This is a genomic window from Aquidulcibacter sp. (genome assembly GCF_044346625.1).
Classification (GTDB): domain Bacteria; phylum Pseudomonadota; class Alphaproteobacteria; order Caulobacterales; family Aquidulcibacteraceae; genus Aquidulcibacter.
This window is the reverse complement of the sequence record NZ_JBIIYV010000016.1, coordinates 22105-47872: the sequence shown is the minus strand read 5'-3', so window position 1 is coordinate 47872 and position 25768 is coordinate 22105. Positions and strand designations below refer to the sequence as shown.

General features: G+C 56.4%; 25 protein-coding genes and 2 pseudogenes. 18 read left to right on the top strand and 9 right to left on the bottom strand.

The annotated features are described in order from the left end of the window. Positions 1–27: 27 nt before the first annotated feature. The gene (locus ACIQ20_RS06385; protein ID WP_395778511.1) at positions 28–1242 is read right to left on the bottom strand and encodes an NADP-dependent isocitrate dehydrogenase; all 1215 of its coding nucleotides are present in this window, start codon (positions 1240–1242) and stop codon (positions 28–30) included. A gap of 125 nt (positions 1243–1367) precedes the next feature. Here ACIQ20_RS06385 and ACIQ20_RS06380 point away from each other — a divergent pair, with 125 nt between their 5' ends. Continuing rightward, a complete protein-coding gene (locus tag ACIQ20_RS06380) occupies positions 1368–2531 on the top strand; it encodes an RNA methyltransferase (RefSeq protein ID WP_395778509.1) in 1164 nt (387 codons plus the stop codon). Here the strand turns inward: ACIQ20_RS06380 and ACIQ20_RS06375 are convergent. Continuing rightward, complete coding sequence (locus ACIQ20_RS06375) at positions 2528–3619, bottom strand: acyltransferase family protein (protein WP_395778506.1); 1092 nt, start codon at positions 3617–3619, stop codon at positions 2528–2530. The two genes, ACIQ20_RS06380 and ACIQ20_RS06375, sit on opposite strands and share 4 nt — an antisense overlap. Positions 3620–3813: 194 nt before the next feature. Here ACIQ20_RS06375 and ACIQ20_RS06370 point away from each other — a divergent pair, with 194 nt between their 5' ends. After that, the gene (locus ACIQ20_RS06370) at positions 3814–5025 is read left to right on the top strand and encodes a pseudouridine synthase (RefSeq protein ID WP_395778504.1); all 1212 of its coding nucleotides are present in this window, start codon (positions 3814–3816) and stop codon (positions 5023–5025) included. On the opposite strand, the gene ACIQ20_RS06365 is transcribed toward ACIQ20_RS06370, so the two are convergent. Both ACIQ20_RS06365 and ACIQ20_RS06360 read right to left on the bottom strand, forming a co-directional pair. Continuing rightward, positions 4947–5846 (bottom strand): CPBP family intramembrane glutamic endopeptidase, encoded by a 900-nt coding sequence (locus ACIQ20_RS06365; protein WP_395778502.1) that lies wholly within the window; start codon positions 5844–5846, stop codon positions 4947–4949. The two genes, ACIQ20_RS06370 and ACIQ20_RS06365, sit on opposite strands and share 79 nt — an antisense overlap. Further along, a complete protein-coding gene (locus tag ACIQ20_RS06360; protein ID WP_395778500.1) occupies positions 5839–6624 on the bottom strand; it encodes a ComF family protein in 786 nt (261 codons plus the stop codon). Before ACIQ20_RS06360 ends, ACIQ20_RS06365 begins: the two co-directional genes overlap by 8 nt. Positions 6625–6672: 48 nt before the next feature. On the opposite strand from ACIQ20_RS06360, the gene ACIQ20_RS06355 reads away from it, so the two are divergent. Next, on the top strand, positions 6673–7596 hold the full coding sequence (locus ACIQ20_RS06355) for a methyltransferase domain-containing protein (RefSeq protein WP_395778498.1): 924 nt from the start codon (positions 6673–6675) through the stop codon (positions 7594–7596). Here ACIQ20_RS06355 and ACIQ20_RS06350 read toward each other — a convergent pair. From ACIQ20_RS06350 to argJ, 3 genes are all read right to left on the bottom strand, one after another. Further along, positions 7593–7763, bottom strand: a complete 171-nt coding sequence (locus ACIQ20_RS06350) for a Flp family type IVb pilin (protein WP_395778496.1) — start codon at positions 7761–7763, stop codon at positions 7593–7595. The genes ACIQ20_RS06355 and ACIQ20_RS06350 overlap by 4 nt on opposite strands. Next, entirely contained in the window at positions 7760–8176 is a 417-nt protein-coding gene (gene mutT, locus ACIQ20_RS06345; RefSeq protein WP_395778494.1) for an 8-oxo-dGTP diphosphatase MutT, read from the bottom strand. Before mutT ends, ACIQ20_RS06350 begins: the two co-directional genes overlap by 4 nt. A 74-nt stretch (positions 8177–8250) precedes the next feature. Next, complete coding sequence (argJ, locus tag ACIQ20_RS06340) at positions 8251–9483, bottom strand: bifunctional glutamate N-acetyltransferase/amino-acid acetyltransferase ArgJ (RefSeq protein ID WP_395778492.1); 1233 nt, start codon at positions 9481–9483, stop codon at positions 8251–8253. A gap of 84 nt (positions 9484–9567) precedes the next feature. On the opposite strand from argJ, the gene ACIQ20_RS06335 reads away from it, so the two are divergent. The 15 genes and pseudogenes from ACIQ20_RS06335 (at position 9568) to rnr (ending at position 24394) form a co-directional block, all read left to right on the top strand. After that, positions 9568–10554 (top strand): helix-turn-helix transcriptional regulator, encoded by a 987-nt coding sequence (locus tag ACIQ20_RS06335; RefSeq protein WP_395778490.1) that lies wholly within the window; start codon positions 9568–9570, stop codon positions 10552–10554. A gap of 67 nt (positions 10555–10621) precedes the next feature. Then, positions 10622–11185 (top strand): signal peptidase II, encoded by a 564-nt coding sequence (gene lspA / locus ACIQ20_RS06330; RefSeq protein WP_395778488.1) that lies wholly within the window; start codon positions 10622–10624, stop codon positions 11183–11185. 167 nt (positions 11186–11352) lie between these two features. Next, a complete protein-coding gene (locus ACIQ20_RS06325; protein WP_395778485.1) occupies positions 11353–11907 on the top strand; it encodes a DUF3035 domain-containing protein in 555 nt (184 codons plus the stop codon). 78 nt (positions 11908–11985) lie between these two features. Then, positions 11986–13848, top strand: a complete 1863-nt coding sequence (mutL, locus tag ACIQ20_RS06320) for a DNA mismatch repair endonuclease MutL (RefSeq protein ID WP_395778483.1) — start codon at positions 11986–11988, stop codon at positions 13846–13848. A 121-nt stretch (positions 13849–13969) separates the two neighbouring features. Continuing rightward, a complete protein-coding gene (locus ACIQ20_RS06315; RefSeq protein WP_395778481.1) occupies positions 13970–14443 on the top strand; it encodes an NUDIX domain-containing protein in 474 nt (157 codons plus the stop codon). A 1-nt stretch (position 14444) separates the two neighbouring features. Beyond that, positions 14445–15065 (top strand): class I SAM-dependent methyltransferase, encoded by a 621-nt coding sequence (locus tag ACIQ20_RS06310; RefSeq protein ID WP_395778479.1) that lies wholly within the window; start codon positions 14445–14447, stop codon positions 15063–15065. After that, positions 15062–16036, top strand: coding sequence for an aspartate carbamoyltransferase catalytic subunit (locus tag ACIQ20_RS06305; RefSeq protein WP_395778477.1), 975 nt, complete (start codon positions 15062–15064; stop codon positions 16034–16036). The genes ACIQ20_RS06310 and ACIQ20_RS06305 overlap by 4 nt, the downstream gene beginning before the upstream one ends. Then, complete coding sequence (gene pyrC / locus ACIQ20_RS06300; RefSeq protein WP_395778475.1) at positions 16029–17318, top strand: dihydroorotase; 1290 nt, start codon at positions 16029–16031, stop codon at positions 17316–17318. Before ACIQ20_RS06305 ends, pyrC begins: the two co-directional genes overlap by 8 nt. Before the next feature lie 33 nt (positions 17319–17351). After that, positions 17352–17936 carry a glycerol-3-phosphate 1-O-acyltransferase PlsY gene (gene plsY, locus ACIQ20_RS06295; protein WP_395778473.1) on the top strand — a complete coding sequence of 195 codons (585 nt, stop codon included), beginning with the start codon at positions 17352–17354 and terminating at the stop codon, positions 17934–17936. Between the two features lie 2 nt (positions 17937–17938). Then, positions 17939–18325: pseudogene (locus ACIQ20_RS06290) on the top strand (hypothetical protein). Between the two features lie 15 nt (positions 18326–18340). Further along, positions 18341–18754 (top strand): annotated as a pseudogene (locus ACIQ20_RS06285) (DNA-processing protein DprA); the annotation flags it as partial. An 18-nt stretch (positions 18755–18772) separates the two neighbouring features. After that, positions 18773–19042, top strand: a complete 270-nt coding sequence (locus ACIQ20_RS06280; RefSeq protein ID WP_395778530.1) for a hypothetical protein — start codon at positions 18773–18775, stop codon at positions 19040–19042. Next, entirely contained in the window at positions 19039–19218 is a 180-nt protein-coding gene (locus tag ACIQ20_RS06275) for a hypothetical protein (RefSeq protein ID WP_395778471.1), read from the top strand. The genes ACIQ20_RS06280 and ACIQ20_RS06275 overlap by 4 nt, the downstream gene beginning before the upstream one ends. 197 nt (positions 19219–19415) lie before the next feature. Continuing rightward, entirely contained in the window at positions 19416–22064 is a 2649-nt protein-coding gene (gene topA, locus ACIQ20_RS06270) for a type I DNA topoisomerase (protein ID WP_395778469.1), read from the top strand. Next, complete coding sequence (gene rnr / locus ACIQ20_RS06265) at positions 22061–24394, top strand: ribonuclease R (RefSeq protein ID WP_395778467.1); 2334 nt, start codon at positions 22061–22063, stop codon at positions 24392–24394. The genes topA and rnr overlap by 4 nt, the downstream gene beginning before the upstream one ends. Positions 24395–24397: 3 nt before the next feature. On the opposite strand, the gene tatC is transcribed toward rnr, so the two are convergent. Together tatC and tatB are read right to left on the bottom strand one after the other, a co-directional pair. Further along, positions 24398–25237, bottom strand: coding sequence for a twin-arginine translocase subunit TatC (gene tatC / locus ACIQ20_RS06260; RefSeq protein ID WP_395778465.1), 840 nt, complete (start codon positions 25235–25237; stop codon positions 24398–24400). After that, positions 25234–25743: a Sec-independent protein translocase protein TatB gene (gene tatB / locus ACIQ20_RS06255; RefSeq protein ID WP_395778463.1), complete on the bottom strand. Its 510-nt coding sequence runs from the start codon at positions 25741–25743 to the stop codon at positions 25234–25236. Before tatB ends, tatC begins: the two co-directional genes overlap by 4 nt. Positions 25744–25768: the final 25 nt, after the last annotated feature.

The following is a 25768-nucleotide window of genomic DNA, read 5'->3' as shown; positions in this document are numbered from 1 at the left end:
AGGCCTGCCGATAGGGCTCTTGTTGCCTTATTCAGCCATGGCAGCTTCAAGGTTCGCAGCGACTTTCTTCAAGAAGCCTTCGGTGGACAACCAAGATTGCTCATCACCGACCAACAAAGCCAAGTCCTTGGTCATGAAGCCGTCTTCGACCGTGGCGATGACGACTTCTTCCATCTTGGTAGCGAACTTCATCAGCTCTGCATTGTCATCGAGCTTCGCACGGTGGGCGAGGCCACGGGTCCAAGCAAAGATCGAGGCGATGGAGTTGGTGGAGGTTTGTTCGCCGCGCTGATGCTGGCGATAGTGACGGGTGACGGTGCCGTGGGCAGCTTCAGATTCCAGAACTTTGCCATCTGGGGTCATCAGAACTGAGGTCATCAGACCCAACGAGCCAAAGCCTTGCGCAACGGTGTCAGATTGGACGTCGCCGTCGTAATTCTTACAGGCCCAAACAAAGCCGCCCGACCATTTCATGGCCGAAGCGACCATGTCGTCGATCAAGCGGTGCTCATACACCAGACCCAATTCCTTGAACTGGGCCGCATAATCGGCGTCGAACACTTCTTGGAAGATATCCTTGAAGCGGCCATCATAGGCTTTGAGGATGGTGTTCTTGGTCGACAGATAGACAGGGTATTTGCGGGCCAAACCAAAAGCGAAGCTGGCATGAGCAAAGTCTCGGATCGAGTCGTCGAGGTTATACATGGCCATAGCCACGCCTGAACCTGGGTAATCAAACACTTCGTGCTCAATCACCTGGCCGTCTTCGCCGACGAATTTAATCGTGAGCTTGCCGGGGCCGGGAACTTTGAAGTCGGTGGCTTTGTACTGGTCAGCAAAAGCATGACGGCCGATGATGATTGGCTTAGTCCAGCCTGGAACCAGACGCGGCACGTTGGTGCAGATGATCGGCTCACGGAACACCACACCGCCTAGAATGTTGCGGATCGTGCCGTTGGGCGACTTCCACATCTTCTTGAGCTTGAACTCTTCAACGCGCGCTTCATCCGGGGTGATGGTGGCGCACTTGATGCCGACGCCGTGCCTTTGGATGGCCTTGGCTGCATCGATGGTGACTTGGTCGTCGGTCGCGTCGCGGTTCTCGATCGAGAGGTCATAATACTCAATCTCGAGGTCGAGATAAGGCGTGATCAGGAAGTCTTTGATCATCTGCCAGATGATGCGGGTCATTTCGTCGCCATCAAGATCGACAACTGGATTAGCAACTTTAATCTTCGCCATGTTTTTCCCCTATTGGTCCACGAACGCCGCGGCCTGTAAGTGATATGTCCGCAAATCGGTTGGGTGGGCTATAGCACCTCCAGCGATGTGGAAAAGACGTCTTCAACAAGAGTGACAGCGACAAGATGCGCAAAGATGCAGAACCGGCCCCCGCACCAACCGCTTGGGCTCCGCCAAAGCCTGCTTTTGACGGCTCCCGTCCGATGGGTGTCGGCCCCAATGGGCCGCTGTCGAAAGCCGAACAAGCGGCCCTGCCCGGCTGGGGCGAGGCACCAGCCATTTGCCTCGTCCATCCGCAGATGGGCGAGAATATTGGTGCGACGGCGCGGGCCATGGCCAATTTTGGCTTTTCAGAGCTGATTCTGGTTAAACCACGCGATGTGTGGCCCAATCCAAAGGCTTGGGCACTGGCGAGTGGCGCAGAATGGCCCTTGGAAAGCGCGCAGGTGGTTGAAACGGCCGAAGAAGCACTGGCTGAAAAAACCTTTGTGATCGCAACAACCGGCACGCCCCGCCAACTCGACAAGCCGCTCATCGGACCGCGCGAAGCCGTCGCCCGCATGCGGGAAGCCATGCGCGCAGGCGAAAAGCCAGTGATCTTGTTCGGGTCTGAGCGTTCTGGCCTCGACAATGATTTGATCATTGGGGCGGACCTTTTGGTGACGTTTCCCGTCGATGGCCGCTTCCCCAGCTTGAACCTCGCCCAGTCTGTAGCCTGTTTTTGTTATGAGTGGGCGAGTGGGTCGGAGGCAGACGGCGCTCCCCCCGGTTGGACCATTGAAGAAAAGCCCACCGCTCCGCGTGCAGCCTTTGAAAGCTTTTTTGAGCATTGGGTTGCCGACTTAGACGAGACCCGCTTTTTCTGGCCAGAAGACCGCAAAGGCACGATGGTGGAAACAATGCGCAACGCCTTTGTGCGGGGCCGCTTCACGATGAATGAGATTAGCCTGATCCGAGGTGCGCTGCGATCCTTGGCCGGCGGGCCACGTCGTCGGGCGCTAGAGACCGATGCCGCCGTGCAGCGTGCCAAGCTGGAAAGCTGGGTCAAGGCGCGCCGCGAGGGTGATCAGCCAGTGTGCTTCGATCTTCAAACAGAAACAGCCAAAATCGGCTCCGGCCCTATCGAAGCTGATTATGTCCGCAGTGTTTTTGACGCCGATGATGGCGTCGTCATCGTGCGTGACAGTCTTGGCCAGCTCGGCGCTTGGATGGTGAAGCTATCCCAAGGGCGCATCAAAGCCGCGACGTATCAGGCCTTTGCCGCTACTGAAAAAGCCAACGCGCGTTAAGCTTTTGGTTTGCTAGCCATAAAGCTTGGAACATTCGCCCGTAGCCAGTTACGGGCGGGCTTTTCAACCAGTGCGTGGGCAATCGCAGCGGCGACAATGCTGGCCAAGACGCCTCCAACGCCAATGACCAAAGCAAGTGTGCCCTTAGGCTCACCCATCACGCGCTCAACAATCTGATAAAGAGCAATATCGACGGGGAGATGGACCATATAGGCGGCAAACGAAATCTCACCCAAATAGACCCAAGTCTTGGACGCCAATAGCGGAGATTGGTTTGTTTTGGAGGTCTCTGCCAGAAAGAATACAAGACCAGCGAGGCCCGGCCAAATCCAATAGGAAGGCCACCCCCAGGCAGCAGCTACGGCCACCCAGATCGCGCTGATGGCCACACCAAGACCCGCAACTCCCTTCGGCAAGCTCAAGTTTCGTCCCAGGAGCCATAAGGCGATCCCCATACCAAAGGATGGTATGATGCGAACAATGCCGCCCTGCCACGTCATTTTCATCAGCTCGATCTTGTAGTGGCTCATCCATACGACGAAGGCAGCGAACACCACCGCCATCAAAACGACGCCGATCAAAGGCCGCTTTGCAAATAAAGCTGCAAGGCCAAAGCTGATCGGGAAAGTCAGATAAGCAAACCACTCTGCTGAAATCGACCAAGACGGGAAGTTCCAGCCATCAGAAGCCACCAAGCCCCACGCATGCAGCAAGGCGAGATGATAGGGGATTTGTTCCACCACGAAGGCGGAGGCTTTGAAACTGGCCCCCATCAAGGAACCTGCCGCCCAAATGGCAACCATCGCGGCTAAACAGATTAGATGTAGCGGGTAAATTCGTGCCAAGCGCGCCCATACAAAGCTGCGCCAAGAAAACGTTTTCGCTTCGACCTGCGGGCCATAGACATGGGCCAAAACAAATCCGGATAGGATGAAGAAAAGATCGACGCCATAATTGCCAGCCTGGACAATACCAATAGAGTCGCGCGGTCCTAGATCAAAGCGTTCCCAGAAAAAATAGATCAAAAGCCAGAATGCAGCGACAAAGCGCAAACCTGTAAGTGGTCGTATATCGGCTGGATAGAGCATGTTGAACCTAATCTCTGGATTTATATTCGAACATTATACGACTAACCTTGTTACTTTGATAAGATCTTCGTGGCGCGCAGAGTTTGAGAGCCGATTGATAGGCTGTTGCGCGTTTCGCTCGACTTTACGTGCAATTCCTGCAATCACAGCGTCGAACACAAGGCCGCCCGTGAGGGCTGCGAGGCGCATGAACGATGACATTTGATCCAAGCGACGATTCCCCGCGCAAAAAAAACGCGCAAGATGCCAAGCCTTGGCTGCGCAAAGCCGACCCTGAATCCTCTACAGTGCCAGCAGATCCTGCTGTCGAGCGCCCCGGTGAACGGATAGCGAAGGCTTTGGCGCGCGCGGGCCTATGCTCGCGCCGGGAAGCCGAGCGCTGGATTGAGGAAGGTCGGATCAGCGTCAATGGCGTGGTGCTGGAAAGCCCGGCCTTTAACGTCACAGCTCAAGATCGTATCGCCGTAGATGGCCGCCCCGTCGACAGCCCAGAACCGACGCGCCTATGGCGCTATCATAAGCCAGATGGCTTGGTGACCACCCATCGGGACCCGCAAGGGCGGGAAACGGTGTTTGACCATTTGCCAGAAGACTTGCCGCGCGTCATTTCAGTTGGACGGTTGGATTTAAGCTCTGAAGGGCTGCTCTTGCTGACCAATGATGGCGGACTTGCTCGGTCATTGGAATTACCTTCAACCGGTTGGCTCAGGCGTTATCGCGTGCGTGCATTTGGCCGGGTCAGCCAAGAAGAGCTGGCGCAACTGGCCGATGGCATCACAGTTGACGGCATCACCTATGGGCCGATGGAGGCGATCCTTGACCGGGCAGAGACGGCCAATGCGTGGATCACCGTCTCGATCCGGGAAGGCAAGAACCGCGAAGTGAGGCGCGTCTTGGAAGCGATTGGCTTAAAGGTGAACAGGCTGATCCGCGTCTCCTACGGCCCGTTCCAACTGGGCAAAATGCCGCCGGGCAGTGTGGAAGAAGTGGCACCTTCAGCTTTGAAGGAAATGTTAGGTGCCCTTATGCCAGACCTCCCGCAACGCTTTTCCAGCCGGCCAGCGCGGGTGCCGCGCCCAGAGCTTGAGGCCCCTGCCCTTGTCAAAACAGGTCGTCGGGGTCCGAAACCACCGCCCAAGTCCGCGAAGACCCGCGTTAGTCTGCTCGAAGAAGAGACCATGCGTCGCGAGGCAGGCAAAGCAAAAAGTCGTGCCGCGCATGCGGGCGCGGGCACACCTACGGCTAAGGGGAAATCAGAATGGGCGGGCAAGCCCAAAGTTGGCTTCAAAAAGCCCTCTGACACCGGGCCCGCTTCAAAGGGTAAGCCTCAAACAGCGCCTTGGCGGTCGGGCGACGGGCCAAAACGCGCCCAAGCTTCCACAAAGCCTAGGAAACCTAGCAGATAGAGCGCGTAGGCGAGGCCTTGCATCAGGTCCATCTCGGCCGGATTGCCGCCAACAATCGTCCCAAGTAGCAAAGCACTCATGAAATTGTTGGCGACATGGCCACCAATGGCGGCCTCCAAACCGTTTAGTCGCCAAGCGGAATAGCCAAAAGCGGAGCCCATGAAGAACGTCACCACATAAGTTGCCCAACCGGGATGGCCGATGTGGAGGATTGAAAAGATAACCGCTGTGACCAAAACGGCGACTAAACCATGGGCTATGAAGCGCTGCACGTGCTGCAGAAGCCAGCCGCGAATATAGACCTCTTCAAAGGTCGATTGTACGCACGTGCCTGCAATATAAACACCGGCCAAAAGCAACCAGTCATTTGTGGAAAACCGCGCCAATCGCGCCTCAAATGGCCCCATGCTTTCCTGATCAAAGGCCGCCGAGGTCGCATAACTCAAGACCACGACCGCAAAAGCGGCGCCAATGGCCAAAAGCCAACGAAACTTAGATGCAGCGGTGAAAAGGCTCTTAATCGGTGCCCGCTCGACATATTTGCGCCAAGCCATCAGGGCAAGAAAAGCTGGGCCAAACCCACCGACCATCAAGGCGAAAGAGCCCATCGCTTCTTCAGAGGCACTAAACTCTGCCCCCTTGATCAAAAGCATATTCCGCAGCGGCTCAAAAAACAAAGCCAAGATAACGATACTAATTTGCCAAACCAGAAAGATCCCAACGCCGCCTGCGATGGTTCGCCAGGTCTTAGACCGGTTCCCACGCATCACTTGTAAAAAATGATCAGCCTGCGGGGGAATGGCCGAGGAACTTTCAAGCATCAAATAACTCCTGCGGCGAGCCTATGGACTCCAACGGAACCTCAATCTTAGTGGGGCGCATCACCCGTGCCAAGGCCACACAATCCACCCGCACAGCCCCCGCGCGCCGCAAGGCTGCCGTGCAGGCTTGCAGCGTTGCCCCAGTCGTCATGACATCATCTACTAGCACCAAAGACTGCCCTTTGACGGGCTGGGAGACGTAAAATGCCCCAGTGACATTGCGTTTCCGCCCGCTGGCAGAGAGGCCGTTTTGACTGGGAGTCGCGCGTTTGCGCTGTAAGAGTAGCGGATTGTAAGGGCGACCAACCCTCTTGGCCAAAGCAGCGGCCAACCAGCCAGCTTGATTATAGCCTCGCTGCCACAACCGCGACCAATGCAAAGGTACCGGCAGAATTTGATCAGCCTCAACCACGAAGGGGGCAGACTCCAGCATCCAACCGGAAAACGCCCGCAAGCCATCCTTACGACCCCCATGTTTAAGATTCAAAACCAATGGTTTAGATAGATCGTCATAAGCCAAGGCGGCGCGCGCCCGGTCATAGAGTGGCGGCTGCGCCAAACAAACTGGGCATAGAATATCCGGGCTGGTTGCTTCAGCAATCGGAAATCCGCAGCGCATGCATCCGGGCCCATAAAGAAAATCCAGCGCGCGCCAGAGGTCTGCCTCCATGGTGCCCAAGCGGTCCACGCGCGCATCGGATAGCAGCGAGCGAGGTGGCCAAATCAAATCAGCAAGTGTAGTTTCGAAGCGGTAAGGCCTGTGAGATCGTGGCGTCATATCTCTACCTGTGGTTCTTTTCTCAGAAATAGCGCATAATCCCTCACCATGGAAAGCCCTAACCCAACCAAGCTGTTTGATCGGAAGCTTTTGGCAGTCCGGCGAAACCGAGCCGCTAAAGGGTTTCGTACGGTTTCATTCTTAAAGGATCGCGCGGTCGACGACGTTTGCGAGCGGCTGGACTTTATCAATCGCCGATTTGAACAGGCCCTCGACATCGGCTCCCAAGGCGGGTTTTTGGCAGCGGCGATCGGCCGACACGGGAACTTGCACGACAAGATTGGGTCATTAGCCGAATGCGACTTAAGCCCCGCCATGCTGGCCTATCGTGGCGGAGCTGCCTTTGTGGCCGACGAAGATCACATGCCTTTAGCGCCGCTCAGCTTGGACCTAATTGTCTCAACGCTCGGCCTGCATTGGGTGAATGATGTGCCGGGCTTCTTGGCGCAAGCCCGCCTTGCTCTTCGCCCGGATGGCTTGTTGTTATTGACCTTTTTGGGTGGGCGCACCCTGCAAGAATTGCGCGCCTGTTTGGCGCAGGCAGAAACTGAGGCCTTTGGCGAAGCGTCGGCACGGGTTTCACCTTTCGCCGATGCCCAAGATGGTGCACAATTGTTACAGCGGGCGGGCTTTGCCCTGCCTGTCGCCGACAGCGATGTGGTGACAGTGCGCTATTCCAACCTCTTTGGCCTCTTCCGGGATTTGAAAGCCATGGGAGAAACGGCAGTCTTTCAGCAAAAGGCACCCCGTAAGCTGACACGGGGTATCATCGCGCGTGCGGCTGACCTTTATCAAGCCAATCATGGCGAGGCGGATGGGAAAGTACGCGCCACGTTTGAGTTGATTACGTTGACCGGTTGGGCCCCACACGAAAGTCAGCAAAAGCCTCTGCCACGCGGGAGTGCAAAAATGCGCCTTGCCGACGCTTTGGGAACGCGTGAAATCCCAACTGGCGAAAAGCCGAGTGTTTAGCGACCCATCGCTGCAACGATTTGATTGGTAACCCGATCATACATGCCGTTGGTGTTGCCGCCCACCACTTGCATAGCTGGAATCATCACGATCACTATGAGCGCTGCAATCAGGCCATACTCAATGGCGGTGGCACCGCGCTCATCTTTTAGCTTCTTGAAAGTCATGACAAGCGCCTCTGTTCTAGATGCTCACGCAGAATCGAAACAAGAGGGATATCGGCTTCTGGCATGGGATAATTGTCTAAACCCTGGGGTTGGACCCACGCTAAATTCTGCCCTTCTTGCCCTTTGGGCTCGCCCCGCCAGCGCTGCGCAGTCCATAATGGCATTAGCAGATGGAAATCGGGATAAGCATGAGATGCAAAAGTCAGCGGCATAAGGTCTTTAGGATCGACGTCTAGGCCCAGTTCTTCCGCCAATTCGCGACACAAAGCGGCTTCTGGATTTTCGCCAGATTCAATCTTGCCGCCTGGAAACTCCCAGAGCCCAGCAAGACTTTTCCCCTGTGGTCGTTGTGCTAACAACACCGCACCGTCCCCATTAATCAAAGCCGCTGCCGCTACTAATAATAGTCGCATCGGGCCCTACCCAGTTCTCATATAAGCCATAAGTATTAAATAATCCCAATTCTTTGGCGATAAATTCAATCCAATTAAGATCTATAATCACCATTTATACTGATATACCCGTGGGTTAGATCACACGTCCAAACTTTTGCTTGGCCGCTCCCTAGACCTACGTCCACAAGAATATCAATTACTCGACCGCGCATATGTGCATCAACTTGGGTCGCATCATAAGCAACTGCACCGCCTGCTCTGGCTGTCCATTGCCCGCCAAAGCGAACCGCAAGGCGATCAACGGCAATAGGTTCACCAGCTTTGCCAACAGCCATAACGACCCGTCCCCAATTGGCATCTTCGCCAGCAATTGCGGTTTTCACCAAGGGTGAATTCGCGATCGCAAATCCGATTTGGCGGGCCGAGCGATCGTCAACGGCACCTTGCACTTCGATCTGGATCAGCTTCTGAGCTCCTTCCCCATCGCGAACCACTTGCATGGCCAAGTCATGGAAAATTCCCCGAAAGGCTTCAGACAACAAAGCGGCGCGCGGGTCGCTTTGATCTTCTATCGGTGCTGAGCCGCTCGCGCCTGTCGCAAAGACCAGTAGCGTATCCGACGTGGAGGTATCGCTATCGACCGTGATCGCATTGAAGGTCGTCTCAACATGGGCAGAGACCATGGCTTGCAAGACGTCTGGTGCGACAGCAGCATCGGTGAAAACGAAGACCAGCATGGTCGCCATATTGGGCGCGATCATGCCCGAGCCTTTGGCCAGCCCAACGATATTTACCGCCGTTCCGCCTAATTCCAGTATTGTCCCCGCCCCTTTTGGAAAGGTATCGGTCGTCGAAAATGCCCGAGCGAGGCTTTCCCAATCGGGCGCGGCTAAGGCTTTAAATGCGTTTGGCAAAGCATCGGCGACTGTTTTGGGTGGCAAAGGTGCCCCGATCACACCTGTCGCTGCAAGAAAAACCTCATGGTCGACCGCGCCAGAAAGGCGGCAGGCTTCAGCAATTGTTGCGGCATTTTTGGCAAGCCCTGCTGGCCCTGTAAACGCGTTGGAATTTCCAGCGTTCACCACTAAAGCGCGCGCTTGGCCCCGTTTGACTTGGGTTGCGCACCATTCAACATCGGCTGACCGTGTCGCGCTGAGCGTAAAGGCACCCGCCACGCTGGCACCGCTCGGAAATACCACCGTCATGAGGTCGTTGCGTGTGCCGCCATAGAGTCCGATCCGGCTCGCCGATGCTCGCATGCCCGCGACAGGCGGCAGGGTCGGAAAAGCAGCGGGGGCAAGTGGGGAAACAGGCAGATTTTTCATGTAGATGGCTCTAACCTCAGCGTCCTCTCAAGTCGACACGTTTTCGCGTTTGACCTGATGGGAGATTCAGGGCGAGAAGGCGACATGCGACACGAAAAATCTGCTCGACTTGTTGAATTGGCGCGCCATCTGGCCGCAACCACCTATGGCCTGACTCTGGATGAGATGGCTGAAAAGCTGGAGGTAAAGCGTCGCACGATTGAGCGTATGCGCGATCAATTGGTGATGATGTATCCCGATTTGGAAGAAATCTCTGACCCGCCGACCAAAAGATGGCGCCTTCCAAAAGGGTTGGACAGCTTTACTCTGGCCCCCACCAGCGAGGAAATGGCCGCGCTGAGCACCGGCCAAAAGCAACTTGAGCGCAGCAATCCCCAAGCAGCAGGTGCCTTGGCGAGCCTAGAAACCAAGATGCTGTCGGCGCTGAAGTCGAATGTTAAACGCCGGTTGGCCACAGATATTGAAGCCTTGATGCAGGCTGAAGCCATCGCAGTACAACCCGGACCACGGGCCAGTGTCGATAAGGATGTGCTGCAAGTCCTGCGCGATGCGCTATTAGCCCTCAAGCAAGTGCGGGTGCATTATAGCGGCGGGTCAGGCGGTCCGCGCCAACGTGACTTGATCCCCTATGGCATTTTGTTTGGCGGCGAGGCCTATCTGATTGCGCGTGAGGCCCATATGGACGAGGCAACCGCCCCGCGCATGTGGCGGATTGACCGCATCAGCCAACCGCTCATGCTGGATTTACCGGGCGGCGCACCGGACGGCTTTGACTTACAAGCCTATTCAGAGCGGTCCTTTGGCGTTTATCAGGAGGATACAGTGGATGTGTGCCTTCGCGTTTTCCCTGACTTTGCTGAGGAAGCGAGCCGTTGGGTCTTTCACCCACAACAAAGCTTGGAACGCCAAGCCGATGGGGCCTTGCTGGTCCGCCTGCACGGCGGGGGCCTGAACGAATTAGCGTGGAGCTTGTTCCGGTGGGGCGGTAAGGTGGAAATCTTGGAGCCACCAGCCTTGAAGCGGGCTATGGCCAATGCGTTAGAGCTTGCGAGCACCATGATTAAATCCTGATCGGCCGCTTGCCCCTTCACTGTTTGTTGCATTTCCTTGGCCGATCAAAACACACTAAAGAGCGCGCATGACAACGCCATCTCCCGCCCCCAAGCTATCTGCCGCCCCGCCTGCGCCTCTCTGGGGTGTGTTGCTCATTGTGGTTGTGCTTGGTTTGGATCAAGCCAGTAAATATTGGGTCTTAAACCATCTCAACCTTTTGACCGTTGGCAAGATAGAGATTTCTTCCATCTTCGATTTGACGATGGTGTGGAATTATGGCGTAAGCTTTGGTGCCCTTAAGGCCCATGCAGACTGGCAACGTTGGGGCTTGGTCGCCATGTCTGGCGTGATCGCAACTGTCTTTGCCGTTTGGCTGTTCAGGGCCCAACGCCGCCAGACTTTCATCGCTTTGGCATTGGTGATCGGTGGGGCGATTGGCAATCTGATTGACCGCGTGCGATTCGGCGCTGTCGCAGACTTTTTGGACTTCTCGGGCTTCTTTTTCCCTTGGGTGTTTAATGTTGCCGATGCTGCCATTACGGTCGGCGCGATTTTGCTAGCCATCGATATGCTGATAAACCCCGAAGACACGCCACAATCGAAACAAAATTCTGGCTCAGAAAGTGAGTCTAAGCCGCCAGCGGCGTGAACATCTGGACCTTCGGGCGGCCTTGCGTCTAAGAAGGTCGAGTATAAGCAGTTTTATGGGCGACGGAGACGGCAAGCTGAGGGTCGTGCGATAACAAGCAGCCTCAATTTGCGGGCCAAAGAGCCGCACGGATGAGACAAGTTTTGAGAGACAATGGAGCGAGTGCTGTGAAAAAATCCTATTCTGGCCTGTTGGCAGTCACTGGTTTGGCCGTCATCGCTTTGGGCGGATGCACCAGCGTACGCCAAGCTTTGGGCAGCGAGAAAACAGCGCCTGATGAGTTCCGCGTTGTCTCAAAGGCTCCTTTGGTTGTGCCACCTGAGTTCAATCTCCGTCCACCTCGCCCAGGTGAAGCCCGCCCGATGGAATTGCGGGCCGATCTTCAAGCTCGCAGCGCGGTCTTTGGTGTTCAGTTGGGCGCGACCGCATCTGATGGCGAACGTCTGTTGGTTGAGAAGGCCGGCGGCACCAATGCTGACCCCCGTATCCGAGCGGTGATTGATGAAGAAACTGGCGGCGTTGCCCGCAAGCCGACCAATCTGTCGGATCGGATCATGGGTCTCGTCACACCCACCCCAACCCAGCCAGCTGACCCGCTGATGGCCGAGGCGGAAGCCGAGCGTTTGCGCCTTGAAAAAGCAGCCATCCGCAATGCGACAGGCGGCCAGCCTGTGAGCATCCAGCAGAACAAGCCACGCGGCTTCAAACTGCCTGGCATGTAGGTCCAGCCAACTGGCAGAAACCGCTTCTGATTGCAGGATCGTCTGGTCGACTCAGGCCAGAAAGCGCATGGTTGCGCCATGACCATAGCCCGTCTTCCCCCAGATGCCATAAATCAGATCGCTGCTGGCGAAGTGATTGAGCGCCCGGCTGCGGCTGTTAAAGAACTAGTGGAAAATGCGCTCGATGCTGGGGCAACTTCCATTCGTATCTTGGCAGAAGACGGCGGGATCAGTCGCTTGTTGGTTGAAGACGACGGCGGCGGCATTCCGCGCGATCAGTTAAGCCTTGCTGTTGAGCGGCACGCGACCTCCAAACTGGCCCCGGATGCCGACGGTCATTTGGACTTGCTTAACATCGTCACGATGGGATTTCGCGGCGAAGCCTTGCCGTCCATTGGTGCCATCGCGAGACTGGCCATTACGTCACGCAGCAAAGACGCGGAGCAAGCTTGGACCTTGCGGGTTGAAGGTGGTGTGCTCGAAGGGCCAATGCCCGCCCCTTGGCCAAACAGTCGCTCTGGTACGCGGGTTGAGGTGCGCGACTTGTTTTTCGCAACGCCAGCCCGCCTCAACTTTATGAAATCAGCACGGTCGGAAAGCTTGGCTATTTCCGACATGGTCAAGCGCTTGGCGCTATCGCGGCCTGACGTTGCCTTCACCCTCGATCTAGATGGCCGGACCGCCTTGAAAGTCGTGTCTGAAGGATCAGACGCAGCCAGCCAAAGGTCGGCACGGGTCGCCGCGATCCTTGGTCGCGATGCGGCGGCTGATGCTTTGGTGATTGATACAGAGCGGGCTGAGGTTCGTTTAACTGGCCTTGCAGGTCTTCCCACTGCAGCACGCGGTGATGCGCGTCATCAACATTTGTTTGTCAACGGTAGGCCGGTAAAGGACCCGCTTTTAAAGGGCGCAGCGCGGGCAGCTTATCAAGATGTGCTGGCGCGCGACCGCCATCCGGTTCTGGCGCTCTTCCTCGAAATGGATCCAAAACTAGTGGATGTGAACGTCCATCCAGCTAAAACCGAAGTGCGGTTCCGTGACCCGGCCTTGGTTCGAGGGCTCGTCATTGGGGCCTTGCGCCATGCCTTGGGTTCCAGTGGCATTCGAAGCCCGCAAGCTTTAGGTCAAGCCACATTAGGGGCGCTTGGCGCGCAAACGGGCTTTGGCATGCCGTGGTCGCGCGGTGGCGGTGGGCAATTCAGCCCCTATCAGCCAAACTATACTGCCTATCCACCGCCCGCTGGCGCAATTGAAGCCGGACGCGAAGCGGGCTCCCTGCTTGCTGGCTTTGCCGAGCCTATGGCGCGGACGAGCTTTGATGCACCGACAGATGTCGATGCGCACGCCGAAGATGAGACTACCTACCCCTTGGGGGCAGCTAAAGCCCAACTTCATGCCACCTATGTTATCGCAGAGACATCCGATGGTCTCGTGATTGTCGATCAACATGCGGCACACGAACGCTTGACCTTGGAGCGCATGAAAGCTGCGATGGAAGGCCAAGGCATTGCGCGCCAACCAAGCCTAATCCCTGACATTATCGAAATGGAAGAGGCCGATTGTGAGCGCCTGTTGGCACGCGTCGACGAGTTTGCACGCTTTGGCCTGGGATTAGAAAACTTTGGTCGCGGAGCCATTGCGGTCACGGAAACACCCGCCATCCTAGGCAAGGTGAATACCCATAAATTGCTGCAGGACTTGGCTGATGATTTGGCGGCCTATGATGAAGGCCTGTCCCTTAAAGAACGGATCGACGAAGTGCTTGCGACTATGGCGTGCCACGGCTCGGTTCGAGCAGGCCGTCATTTAAGTGCCGATGAAATGAACTTCCTGTTGCGCGACATGGAACGCACGCCGCGCTCTGGCCAATGCAACCACGGCAGGCCGACGTTTGTGAAATTGTCGCTAACCGATATCGAGCGTTTATTTGGGCGGAAATAGTCCGCAACAAGGCTTAGGTTTCGATGCGTCCCCCCCTCGACCTATAAGTCAAGCAGGACTAGAGACTATCCATCTGCCGAGGCCGCTTTCCGCTTTTGCAATCCTAGCTTATGAGGCCTTTATGGCGCATTTTTCAATGCAGTTCGGACGGACCGAACACGGCAAAACCTATAAAGAACGGCCGAGCGTTTATGGCCTTTGCACCCGCAATGATGAGAAGATTGCCCTCGTCAAAGTAGGGGATGCTCATAACTTCCATTATGATTTACCAGGCGGCGGTGTTGAGTCGGGCGAGAGTGATGCAGAAGCCGTCGTGCGCGAATTCGATGAGGAAACTGGGCTAACCGTGTGGCCCGTCCGCCAATTGTGTCGATCCGGGCAATTCTGGATCAATGGTGGCGTGCCAACCAATTCGCTCTGCTCATTTTTTGAAGTGGAATTGACTTCCACAGAAGGCAGTCCGAGTGAGCCTGATCATGAATTGGTTTGGGTCACGATTGAAGATGCCATGAAAAAAGTCCGCCATGACGCCCATAGCTGGGCCATTCTCTTGTGGTTACGGGAACGCTTGATGGGTGCGCGGGGGCGTCGCTAACATGGTTTTTGGGCTCTATGACCGGTTTGTTCTGCCACGCTTCATCGGCTGTGCCTGTGGGGCAAAGCCAATCGCCAAACAGCGGTCAAAGCTTGTGCCGCGCGCATATGGTGTCGTGGTTGATATGGGCTTTGGCTCTGGCACCAATTTACCCTTCTTGGACGCCAGCAAGGTTGAAAAAGTCATCGCGGTTGAACCGTCGGCGAGCATGCTCGCTTGGAAGCGCGAAGACTGGCGCACCGATATTGTGGTCGAAGAAGTTGTGGCTGGGGCCGAAGCCACAGGCCTGCCCGATGCCTGCGCGGATACAATCTTGTTCACCTATGCGCTCTGCACCATTCCCGACTATGCGGGTGCCTTGGCTGAGGCTAAGCGCCTGTTGAAGCCTGATGGCCAAATCCTGTTCTGCGAACATGGCCTTGCCCCAGATGCCGATGTCGTGCGCTGGCAAAAGCGGATTGAGCCTGTGTGGAAGGCCATTGCCGGCGGCTGTCACCTTACCCGCAATACGCAATCCATGTTGGAACACGGCGGGTTTGTGTGCACCGAAGTCAATGACATGTATTTGCCGAATACTCCGCGGTTTGCGGGCTATAATGTCTGGGGGCGTGCAACGTCATGAGTCCCGATAGTCCTCCACCCCGCGCCCCCTTTACCAAGCGCCACCTCTTGCAGATCGGTGACCTGAACCGGCTGGAGGCTTTGGAACTTATAGAGCGTGCCGAGGTTTTCTTGCCCTTCACCCAGGCGCGCGAAAAGAAGCTGTCTACCTTAAAGGGCCGCACCCTCGTCAATCTCTTCTTTGAGAACTCGACCCGGACCCAAGCCTCATTTGAGCTGGCGGGTAAGCGCATGAGCGCGGACACCGTCAATATGGCGGTAAAAAGCTCGTCAGTTTCCAAGGGCGAGACGCTGTTGGATACGGCAGCGACCTTGAATGCTATGGGTCCAGATATTCTGGTTTTGCGCCATGCAGCCTCGGGTGCGGCGCAATTATTGGCGCGCAAAGTAAGCTGTTCGGTGATTAATGCAGGCGATGGCACCCACGAACACCCAACCCAAGCCTTACTCGACGCGCTAACGCTGAAGCGCTCCTTTGGTCATATCGAAGGCTTGGTGGTGGCCATTTGCGGCGATGTACTCCACTCCCGCGTTGCCCGCTCCAACGTCATTCTTTTATCCATGCTGGGCGCGCGCGTCCGCTTGATTGCGCCGCCAACCTTGATGCCCGCAGACGTCGATCGCTGGGGCTGTGAGATTAATCACAATATGTTGGAAGGCCTTGCTGGCGTTGATGTCGTTATGATGCTGCGCTTACAGCTTGAGCGGATGGATGGTGCCTATGTGCCGTCAGCGCGGGAATATTTCCGCTTTTACGGCCTTGATGCCCGTAAGCTGGCGGTTGCTGCACCCCATGTAAAGGTCATGCATCCGGGGCCGATGAACCGGGGGGTCGAGATCGACTCTGATATTGCCGATGATCCGCGCGTGTCTCTGATCGTAGACCAGGTTGAATCAGGTGTAGCCGTGCGTATGGCGGTCCTCGAAGCCCTCGCCAGCCACGGTTCCAATGAGGAGACAGACGATGTCTGAGCCCCTCTATCACTACATCAACGCGCGTCTGGTAGATCCTGCGACCCAGTTTGATGGTCCAGGCGAAGTTCTCGTCCAAGGTGAGGTGATCCTTGCTTCGGGCCCGCAGGTGGCCGCTAGTTCAGAGGCGATCATCATCAATTGTGATGGCCACGCTTTGATGCCCGGCCTAATTGATCTCCACGTCTCAACGGGGGAGCCCGGCGAAGAGCAACGCGAAAGCTTAAGCACGGCTGGCAAAGCCGCTGTGGCGGGTGGGGTAACCACCATGGTACTGCAGCCCGATACCCAGACGGTGATCGATGACGCGGCTTTAGTCGACTTCATCACCCGGCGCGGACGCGACCGCTCACTCGCGCGCGTCTTGGCAGCCGGTGCCCTCACGGTTGGCCTGAAGGGCGAACGGATCGCTGAACTTGGTCTGATGGCCGACGCTGGGGCTGTCTTGTTCACCAATAGTGACCGCCCGATTGTGAGCACGCGCATCATGCAGCGCTGTATGTCCTATGCTTCTGCCTTTGACGCCTTGGTGGCGTCCCGCCCGCAAGACGCCTTTTTAAGCGAGGGCGGCATGATGAATATGGGCGAGCTGGCCTCGCGTCTGGGCCTTGCCGGCATTTCAAGTGCGGCTGAGACCATCGCCGCCAATCGCGACATTCAATTGGCGGAATTGACGGGGGCAAAACTCTTGCTCGACATGATCTCGTCAGAGGCAACCTTGCCCCGCATCGCTGCGGCTAAGGCGCAAGGCTTGGATGTCACCGCCTCGGTCAGCGTGCATCATCTGACCTTAAACGAAAATGATCTGGGCGATTATCGCACCTTTGCCAAGCTCTCGCCGCCTCTGCGCAGCGAGCAAGACCGCCTCGCGCTGATCGATGGCGTCAAGTCCGGCGTTGTGGACGTCATTGTCTCGGGCCATGATCCACGCCCCGCCGAAGAAAAACGTCTGCCGTTTGACGAAGCAGCCTTCGGGGCAAGTGCGCTTGAAACGCTGCTGCCAGCCGCGCTCATCCTCTATCATGAGGGCTTGATTGAGTTGTTGGACTTAGTCCGGGCCATGACTTTAGCCCCAGCGCAAATCCTCGGCCTGCCGCAGGGCCGGATTGCTGAAGGTGCCCCTGCGGATCTGATCTTGGTGGATTTGGGTTTCCCAATCCGCTTTGATGCCGGCCGCATGATCTCGAAATCGCGCAATTCCCCCTATGATGGTCGGACATTGCAGGGTAAAGTCCTGACAACTTGGGTGGGCGGCAAAAAGGTCTTTAGTGCCCTTGACTAAGCACACACAGGTTCAACACGTCTCGGGGGGTCCATGGATTATCTGATTGCGATAGTAGGTGGCTATCTATTGGGCTCCATACCGTTTGGTCTGCTGTTGACCCGATTGGCGGGCCTTGGCGATATTCGCCAAGTGGGATCTGGTAATATTGGCGCGACCAATGTGTTGCGGACCGGTCGAAAAGACGTGGCGCTGGCGACTTTGTTCCTTGATGCAGCTAAGGCCGCCCTCGCATTGGTGCTTGCGCGTGAGTTTTTGTCTCAAGATGCCGGTTATGTCGCTGGGGCCGCAGCCCTTTTAGGACATTGTTTTCCGGTTTGGTTGAAGTTTAATGGTGGCAAAGGGGTTGCGACCTTCTTTGGCACCTTGTTGATTGGCCTTTGGCCAGTGGGTACTTTGGCTGCAGCCCTGTGGTTGGCTACAGCTTATGTGTTTCGTTATTCGTCATTAGGTGCGCTGGTAGCGTCTGCTGCCGCGCCACTCATTGCAGTGGCATTTCATGCCAGCCCTATTGGGGTTGGGGCAACGCTTTTCATGTCTGTGTTGGTTTGGATCCGGCACCGCGACAATCTCGCCCGCCTGATCAAAGGTGAAGAGCCCAAAATTGGCAAAAAATAGTGATGCAAACCCAGCATGTGCTGAGCGATAAAGAAAGACGGGATTGGGTAAGATTAGCGCGCAGTGAGGGAATAGGCCCGGTTAGTTTTTTCGGCCTCCTCTGACGTTGTGGTCAAGTCAGCGCCGTATTGTCAGCCCTACCAGTCTTGATCAAGCAGGCGCGCGGTAGGCCGATCCACATGATCTCTGCCGATCAAGCTGAAGACGAGATCGCCGCCACTCAGGCAATGGGCGGTCAGATCCTTGCCGCCTGTGAGGCTAACTTCCCCATCGGCCTCGCAACTCTTACCCCTCCGCCGCCGATCATGCGTGTGTGCGGACAGGCTGGCTTATTACAAAAGCCGATGGTTGGAATTGTTGGCGCCCGAAACGCCTCCGCTGCGGGCTAAACGCTTGCGCGCGAGTTTGTCACAGGGTTAGGGCAAGCCGGTTATGTCGTCGTCGCAGGTTTAGCGCGCGGGATTGACGGTGCCGCTAATAGCGCAAGCCTAACAACAGGCACGATAGCGGTTTTGGCTGGTGGCCTTGACCATATTTATCCCCCCGAACATCAAAGCCTCAATCACGAGATTGCTGAGCGCGGGCTCATGGTCCTTGAGAGTCCGCTTTATGCGGCGGTTCATGCGCGTGACTTTCCAAGGCGCAACCGGATTATTTTAGGCCTGAGGCAAGGTATTGTGATGATGGAAGCCGAAGCGCGCTCCGGGTCCTTGATCACCGCCCGTTTAGCAGCGGAACAGGGCCGCGATGTCATGGCGGTGCCGGGGTCTCTCCTCGATCTCCGCGCGGCAGGACCAAACAGCCTGATCAAGGATGGCGCGCATCTGGTTCCCAGTGTGCAAGACGTTACGGCCTGTTTGCAGGGTGCGACAGGCCTAAAAGTGAACAAGCCCATTGGCTACAGTCATGCTGAGCAAGGCGTAACCCTCACACAGAATGAAATCGAGCGCGTGGCAGCACTTTTGTCGCCGGTGCCGGTTAGTCTGGCTGATCTGTCGACCGATTCTGGCCTGCCATGGCGCACGTTGGCAGCAGTCGTCGCTGAACTTGAACTCGGCGGGCGGGCAATCATCCAGCCCGGCGGCCTGGTTTCAGGCCCGGTTTGACCGATCGGGCACGCTCTTTCGCGCGACGCGCCTCGGACGCTGCCGCCCGTAAGCAAACCTCTACTCCATTCCAAGTCGTGATCCTCGCTCAATTGTTCCAGTTCGAGGACGAGATTGCGGATGAAATCAGCCACCTCCGGGCAATCAGCGGAAATTTCGGGCGTGACTGGCGTTGATGCGACGGGTATGGCTCACTCTATAATAGCCTTCGTTGCATGAATATATTTTTAGTTGCATCACGCAAGGGTCACACGTCAAGATGCATTACACTTAGTTTTGCGGAAAGCCATTGACATTAGCCCCGTTGCGAACACACCTCCGCCCGTGAGGTTCTGCATTTGCAGAGGCCCTTTCTTAGTCTGATAAGTCAAATATGCATCTTGTTGTCGTTGAATCACCCGCTAAGGCAAAAACCATCAATAAGTATTTGGGGGCCAATTATGATGTGGTCGCCAGCTTTGGTCATGTGCGCGATCTCCCCTCCAAAGATGGCTCCGTCCGCCCCGATGATGATTTCGCCATGGTCTGGGAAGCCGACAGTAAAGGCGCGGCCCGCATTCGCGACATTGCTGAACGGGTCAAGAATGCTGACAGTTTAATCCTTGCCACCGACCCTGATCGCGAGGGTGAAGCAATTTCTTGGCATTTGCTCGAAGCGCTGAAATCGCGAAAAGTTCTAAAAGACAAAGCGGTTTCTCGGGTGACCTTCAATGCGATCACCAAGGATTCGGTGTTGGCCGCAATGGCCAATCCGCGCCAGATTGATCAGGAATTGGTGGACGCCTATTTGGCGCGCCGCGCGCTAGACTATCTGGTAGGCTTTAATCTCTCGCCAGTCCTGTGGCGGAAGTTGCCGGGATCACGCTCTGCTGGGCGGGTTCAGTCTGTGGCGCTGCGCCTTGTTGTTGAGCGCGAAATGGAGATTGAGCGCTTTCGGGCGCGCGAGTATTGGACCGTGTCCGCTCAAACTAAAGCCCAAATTGGGGCCGCTTTTGAGGCGCGCCTCGTCAGCCTAGACGGGAAGAAGCTCGATAAGTTTGATCTGCCAGACGCCCCTTCGGCTGAAGCGGCAAAGGCAGCCGTCATGGCAGGCAGCTATACGGTGGCCAGCCTGGAAGCCAAGCCACTGAAACGCTCGCCCGCCCCCCCCTTCACCACCTCGACCTTGCAACAAGAAGCCAGCCGCAAGTTGGGTTTTAACGCGCAGCGGACGATGCAGGTGGCACAAAGACTTTACGAAGGGGTCGATATTGGCGGCGAAACCGTCGGCCTGATCACCTATATGCGAACCGATGGCGTCGCGATGGATCAAGCTGCGATCATGCAGTGTCGTGCTGTGATTGGCGACCGATTTGGCAGCGAGTATGTTCCCGAAAAACCTCGTTATTACAGTTCGAAAGCCAAGAATGCTCAAGAAGCGCATGAAGCAATTCGACCAACGGACCCTAACCGCCATCCGTCAAAAATGCGGCTCGAAGCCGATATGGCAAAGCTCTATGATCTGATCTGGAAGCGCGCCATCGCCAGCCAAATGGAACAAGCGATTGTGGAGCGCACGACAATTGATTTGGTTGATGCCAATGGCCGCGCCGGCTTGCGGGCGACCGGCCAAGTCGTTCTGTTCGATGGCTTCTTCGCACTCTATCAAGAAGGCCGCGATGATGAGGAAGATGAAGATAGCCGCCGTCTACCCAATTTAAAGGCAGGCGACATCGTGGCGGCCACCGACATCGCCGCGACCCAACATTTCACAGAACCGCCACCGCGCTATTCTGAAGCGACCTTGGTCAAGAAGATGGAAGAGTTGGGTATTGGCCGCCCATCGACCTATGCATCGGTCCTGACTGTGCTACGCGACCGCGAATATGTGCACATGGACAAGAACCGCTTCATTCCGGACGACAAGGGCCGTCTGGTCACGGCATTCTTGGAAAATTTCTTCGCCAAATATGTCGAATATGACTTTACTGCAGACTTGGAGCAGCGCCTAGATCTAGTCTCCTCGGGCGACCTGGGTTGGCGCATCTTGCTGCGCGAATTCTGGGAGGATTTTTCCAAAGCGATTGCGGACACCGGCGACTTGCGGACTTCCCAAGTGCTCGATGCCATCAATGACTCACTTGGCCCCCATATTTTCCCAGATAAGGGCGACGGCTCTGACCCTCGCGCCTGCCCATCCTGCGCGGATGGTCGGGTGTCGCTCAAGACCAGTAAGTTTGGAGCTTTCATCGGCTGCTCAAACTATCCTGAATGCCGCTATACCCGCCAATTGACCGCACCTACTGGGGATTCGCCAGAAGCTGGTGGCGACCGCAATTTGGGGTCCGACCCTGAAACAGGTCTCGATGTCTGGCTTAAGGCCGGCCGCTTTGGCCCCTATGTTCAGTTGGGCGCGGGCGAAAAGCCCAAGCGCTCCTCTTTGCCCAAGGGTTGGTCAGCGGCTGAGCTTGAGCTGGAGCGGGCCCTGCGCTTGCTTTCCTTGCCGCGCACCGTCGGCACCCACCCAGAAGATGGCGAACCAATTGTCGCTAATCTCGGCCGCTTTGGCCCTTATGTGCAGCATGGCAAGACCTATGCGAATGTTGGGACCATCGAAGATGTGTTTGAGATTGGCCTAAACCGCGCCGTCACTGTCTTGGCGGAAAAGCTTGCAGGGGGTGGACGGCCCCAGCGCACAGCTGCTGCGGCTTTGCAAGAATTTGCCGCCCCTGCAGATGGCGGGCCAGTGATTAAAGTGATGGCGGGTCGCTATGGCCCCTATGTGACAGATGGCACCACCAATGCGACCCTGCCTAAGGGCCAAGACCCTGCCTCAATTACGCGTGAAGTTGCTGTTGCCTTGATCGAAGCCCGGGTCGCCCTGGTCGGGGTTGGCAAGAAGAAGCCCGCCAAAAAGACCGGTCCTGCGAAGTCTGCAACGGCTAAACCGGCCACAAAGAAAGCCGCCACGGCCAAAAAACCCGCTGCCAAGAAAAAGGGCCCCGCTAAAAAGCCAGCGGCTAAGAAGGCGGCAAGTGCATGAAGACGAAGGGTCGTGGCAACGGCCAAAAAGGCAAACCGCCGAAAAAGACAGTGACGCGCCCGGCGTTGGGTGTGCCAGACAAAGCCACCTTGCTGGCCTTTCTGAACGAAGCCAAGACCGCAATTGGTCCGCGTGAAATCGCTATCGCCTTCGGCATCAAAGGTGATGAGCGTCGTGCGCTAAAGGCGATCCTGCGTGAACTCGCCGATGAAGGCGCGATTGCCAAAACCGGTCGTAAAGAAGTTGCCAGTCGTACCGTGCCCCCTGAAGGTGGCATGTTCCAATTGATTGAGATCGACAGCCAAGGCGATTTGATGGCCCGCGCACTTGGCCGAGAGGATGAGCTTTATGGCCCGCTGGTGCGCCTCGCGAGCACGCGGTCGCCAGTGCGCCAAGTAGGTCCGCCCCCCGGCGTTGGGGATCGTTTTATTGGTAAGACACGCTTGACCCATGAGGGAAAGTATGAGGTTCAAATCATCAAGCGGCTCGGTCGGGTCATTGAACGTGTGTTTGGGGTCTTTATGGCGGCAGTTGTGCGCCCTGGCCAAGCAGGCTCTGGGGGTGGCAGACTGGTACCTGCCGATAAGAAGCAACGCCAGGAATTGATGATCTTGCCAGAGCATGCCAAGAGCGCGCGCAATGGCGACTTGGTTGCGGCGCGCTTATTACCCCATCGCGGCTATGGCCCGAAAAAAGCTGAAATTATTGAGATTTTCGGCAATAACGAGAATCCAAAAGCGGCCTCTATTCTGGCGATTGCAGCGCACGCTATTCCGATGGGCTTTACCTCAGAAGAGGAAGAGGAAGCAGCCAGCGCTGGCCCAGCGCCCTTGGGTGCCCGCGAAGATCTCCGTCACATCCCCTTAGTCACCATCGACCCAGATGATGCGCGTGACCATGATGACGCGGTCTATGCCGAAGCCTTGCCGGGCGGTGGCCACAAGATTTTGGTCGCCATTGCCGACGTCGCGCATTACGTCACGCCAGGCTCTGCCCTTGATGAAGGCGCGCTGATGCGCGGCAATTCGGTATACTTCCCAGACCGGGTTGTGCCGATGTTGCCAGAGCGTTTGTCGGCTGACTTATGCTCGCTGATGGACGGGGTCGAGCGGCCCTGTCTGGCGCTGGAGATCAAGATTGATGCTGGCGGCCAAAAGCAAAGTCATCGGTTCTTGCGTGGCTTGATGAAGAGTGCTGCGAGCCTCACCTATACCCAAGCGCAAATGGCCATTGATGGTATGCCAGATGCGATGACCGCCCCCTTGCTCGACACAGTGCTGCAACCCCTGTGGGCAGCCTATCGCGCACTGGAAAAGGCGCGAGATCAGCGTGAGCCGTTGGAGATCAATAGTCCCGAGCGTAAAATCATCTTGTCGCCCGAAGGCAAAGTTCTGTCGATTGGTTTGCGCGAGCGCTTTGATGCCCACCGCCTGATCGAAGAGATGATGATCCTTTCCAATGTCTGTGCCGCAGAGACATTGGAGGACAATCGTTCGCCCTTAATCTACCGCGTCCATGATCAGCCGAGTGAAACCAAGCTCGCTGCCTTGGGCGATTTTCTAGCAACGGTGAATATGAAATGGGCCAAGGGCCAACCGCCCAGCCCTGCCCGCTTTAATCGGGTGCTGGGATTAGCTGCACCGACTGAGCATGCCGAAATGATCAATGAGATTGTGCTGCGAACGCAGGCTCAAGCGATTTACGATACCGATAATCTGGGCCACTTTGGCCTCAACTTGCGCAGATATGCGCACTTCACCTCGCCCATTCGTCGTTATTCAGACTTGATCGTCCATCGTGCGCTGATCAGTTCCTTAGGCTTTGGCGAAGATGGTTTGAAAAAGACAAGCGCCGAGCAGCTCAAAAAAGTCGCAGAAGCCATCACTGCGACGGAACGGCGCGGCATGGCGGCGGAACGCGAAGCCACAGACCGCTATGTTGCCGCCTTCTTGTCTGAACGGGTTGGTGCCACATTTGAGGCCCGCATCACCAGCGTCAACCGATTTGGTGTCTTTGTCCGCCTTGAAGAGACCGGCGGCGATGGGCTGGTGCCTGTCATGCGGTTAGGCAGCGAGTACTTCCATCATGATGAGGCTGGACATGCGCTTATCGGCGCAGAAACCGGCGACCGCTGGGAATTGGGCGCTAAGGTGCGCGTGCGGCTGTTGGAAGCGACACCTGTCTCTGGCGGGCTTTTGTTTGAAATTGTAAGCCAGCCGAAAGTTGGTCCTGTCCCCGCACGTCGCGCGATGCGTGGCCCTATGCGGGGCACAACGCCTGTTCGCAAGACCGGAGGTCCGCCGCGCGGTGTGACGCGGCGAAAGCGCTAAATTTTAACTTGGTGTCGCATCCTTGGGATCGCCCAATTTCACCAGAAATGCGCCCATATAATACAGGATGATCAAAGGGATGGCCAAAGAAAACTGGCTGATCACATCCGGTGGTGTAACAATGGCGGCGACGACGAAGATCCCGAAAATGGCATAGCGCCCATTTTCAAGCCACGTCTTCCCATCCACAATTCCTGCCCTGCCCAGCAGCAATTGCACGACTGGCAGTTGAAAGCATGCGCCGAAACCAAGGATCAAAGTAGTGATCATGCCAACATATTCAGAAATCTTGCCCTGATAAACCACGCCGACCCCGCCGGTTGCTGGTGCGAGCTCTTGGCGCAGCGAGAATTGCATCACCATGGGCATCACGACGAAATAAGCCATGGCGGCGCCCAAGGTGAACAGCACAGGTGCCATAATCAAAAACGGCGTAAATGCGCGCTTCTCATGGCTATAAAGGCCCGGCGCAACAAATCGATAGAGCTGGAAAGAAATCATCGGAAAGGAGAGACAAATCCCACCAAACATGGCAACTTTGATTTGGGTGATAAAGGCTTCCAGCGGGGCAGTATAGATAAGACCCATGCCGGACTTAAGCGCCGCGGCTCCTTTCACCGCGATGACGGCATTCTCATAGGGCAAGAGCAACCAAGCGAGCAGCAGATGCCAAATCGCAAAGCAAATGAAGAAGCCGATGGCGATTGAGCCAATGCTCCACAGCAAACGGTCGCGCAATTCGACCAGATGCTCCATCAAGGGCGCGCGGGTCGCCTCAATCGCTTCCTCATCGGGCGTCAACGGCGGATCAACTGGGTTTTGGTGCGGGATAAGGTCGGTCACGCCACTTCGGTTCCAGGTGCTTTTGAGGCGCGAGGGGCGCGGGCCCGCTTAGGCTTAGCCGCAACTTCTGAGTCAGCCACCACATCGGGGGCGATATCTGCCTCGACCTTGGGCTTACGCGCGCGCTTCGGCTTGGCTTCGACTGGCGTAGGTAACGCTTCCATCACAGGCGCTTGGTCGGTCACCTGATGATGGTGGTCAGATCCGTAGGGTGTGACAGGGGCGTAGGGGTCGATCCCGGTTTCAAACGGCTTGGTCAGCTCATCCTTGATGTCTTGTAGCGGGTTATTGTTACGCAGCGCTTCGACTTCTTTACGCAACTCATCTAATTCCGCTTGCCGGGCCATTTCGTCAAAATTGGCCCGGAAATCTGCCGCCATGCCGCGCAGCCGTGACGTCCACTGCCCCGCTTTGCGCATCAAAAGCGGCAACTCTTTCGGCCCCACCACAATCAAGGCGATGATGCCGATGATGACCAGCTCTTGACCACCGATGGAATCAAACATGCGTGAGGACTCCTGACCTCAAACT

Excerpts from the sequence above, each read along its gene's own strand:
- tatB (WP_395778463.1), bottom strand. The coding sequence starts at position 25,743 with ATGTTTGATTCCATCGGTGGTCAAGAGCTGGTCATCATCGGCATCATC.
- lspA (WP_395778488.1), top strand. The coding sequence starts at position 10,622 with ATGACAACGCCATCTCCCGCCCCCAAGCTATCTGCCGCCCCGCCTGCG.
- pyrC (WP_395778475.1), top strand. The coding sequence starts at position 16,029 with ATGTCTGAGCCCCTCTATCACTACATCAACGCGCGTCTGGTAGATCCT.
- plsY (WP_395778473.1), top strand. The coding sequence starts at position 17,352 with ATGGATTATCTGATTGCGATAGTAGGTGGCTATCTATTGGGCTCCATA.
- ACIQ20_RS06365 (WP_395778502.1), bottom strand. The coding sequence starts at position 5,846 with ATGCTTGAAAGTTCCTCGGCCATTCCCCCGCAGGCTGATCATTTTTTA.
- mutL (WP_395778483.1), top strand. The coding sequence starts at position 11,986 with ATGACCATAGCCCGTCTTCCCCCAGATGCCATAAATCAGATCGCTGCT.
- rnr (WP_395778467.1), top strand. The coding sequence starts at position 22,061 with ATGAAGACGAAGGGTCGTGGCAACGGCCAAAAAGGCAAACCGCCGAAA.
- ACIQ20_RS06360 (WP_395778500.1), bottom strand. The coding sequence starts at position 6,624 with ATGACGCCACGATCTCACAGGCCTTACCGCTTCGAAACTACACTTGCT.
- ACIQ20_RS06375 (WP_395778506.1), bottom strand. The coding sequence starts at position 3,619 with ATGCTCTATCCAGCCGATATACGACCACTTACAGGTTTGCGCTTTGTC.
- ACIQ20_RS06385 (WP_395778511.1), bottom strand. The coding sequence starts at position 1,242 with ATGGCGAAGATTAAAGTTGCTAATCCAGTTGTCGATCTTGATGGCGAC.
- ACIQ20_RS06350 (WP_395778496.1), bottom strand. The coding sequence starts at position 7,763 with ATGACTTTCAAGAAGCTAAAAGATGAGCGCGGTGCCACCGCCATTGAG.
- ACIQ20_RS06380 (WP_395778509.1), top strand. The coding sequence starts at position 1,368 with ATGCGCAAAGATGCAGAACCGGCCCCCGCACCAACCGCTTGGGCTCCG.
- ACIQ20_RS06310 (WP_395778479.1), top strand. The coding sequence starts at position 14,445 with ATGGTTTTTGGGCTCTATGACCGGTTTGTTCTGCCACGCTTCATCGGC.
- ACIQ20_RS06370 (WP_395778504.1), top strand. The coding sequence starts at position 3,814 with ATGACATTTGATCCAAGCGACGATTCCCCGCGCAAAAAAAACGCGCAA.
- mutT (WP_395778494.1), bottom strand. The coding sequence starts at position 8,176 with ATGCGACTATTATTAGTAGCGGCAGCGGCTTTGATTAATGGGGACGGT.
- ACIQ20_RS06355 (WP_395778498.1), top strand. The coding sequence starts at position 6,673 with ATGGAAAGCCCTAACCCAACCAAGCTGTTTGATCGGAAGCTTTTGGCA.
- argJ (WP_395778492.1), bottom strand. The coding sequence starts at position 9,483 with ATGAAAAATCTGCCTGTTTCCCCACTTGCCCCCGCTGCTTTTCCGACC.
- ACIQ20_RS06305 (WP_395778477.1), top strand. The coding sequence starts at position 15,062 with ATGAGTCCCGATAGTCCTCCACCCCGCGCCCCCTTTACCAAGCGCCAC.
- ACIQ20_RS06315 (WP_395778481.1), top strand. The coding sequence starts at position 13,970 with ATGGCGCATTTTTCAATGCAGTTCGGACGGACCGAACACGGCAAAACC.
- topA (WP_395778469.1), top strand. The coding sequence starts at position 19,416 with ATGCATCTTGTTGTCGTTGAATCACCCGCTAAGGCAAAAACCATCAAT.
- ACIQ20_RS06335 (WP_395778490.1), top strand. The coding sequence starts at position 9,568 with ATGCGACACGAAAAATCTGCTCGACTTGTTGAATTGGCGCGCCATCTG.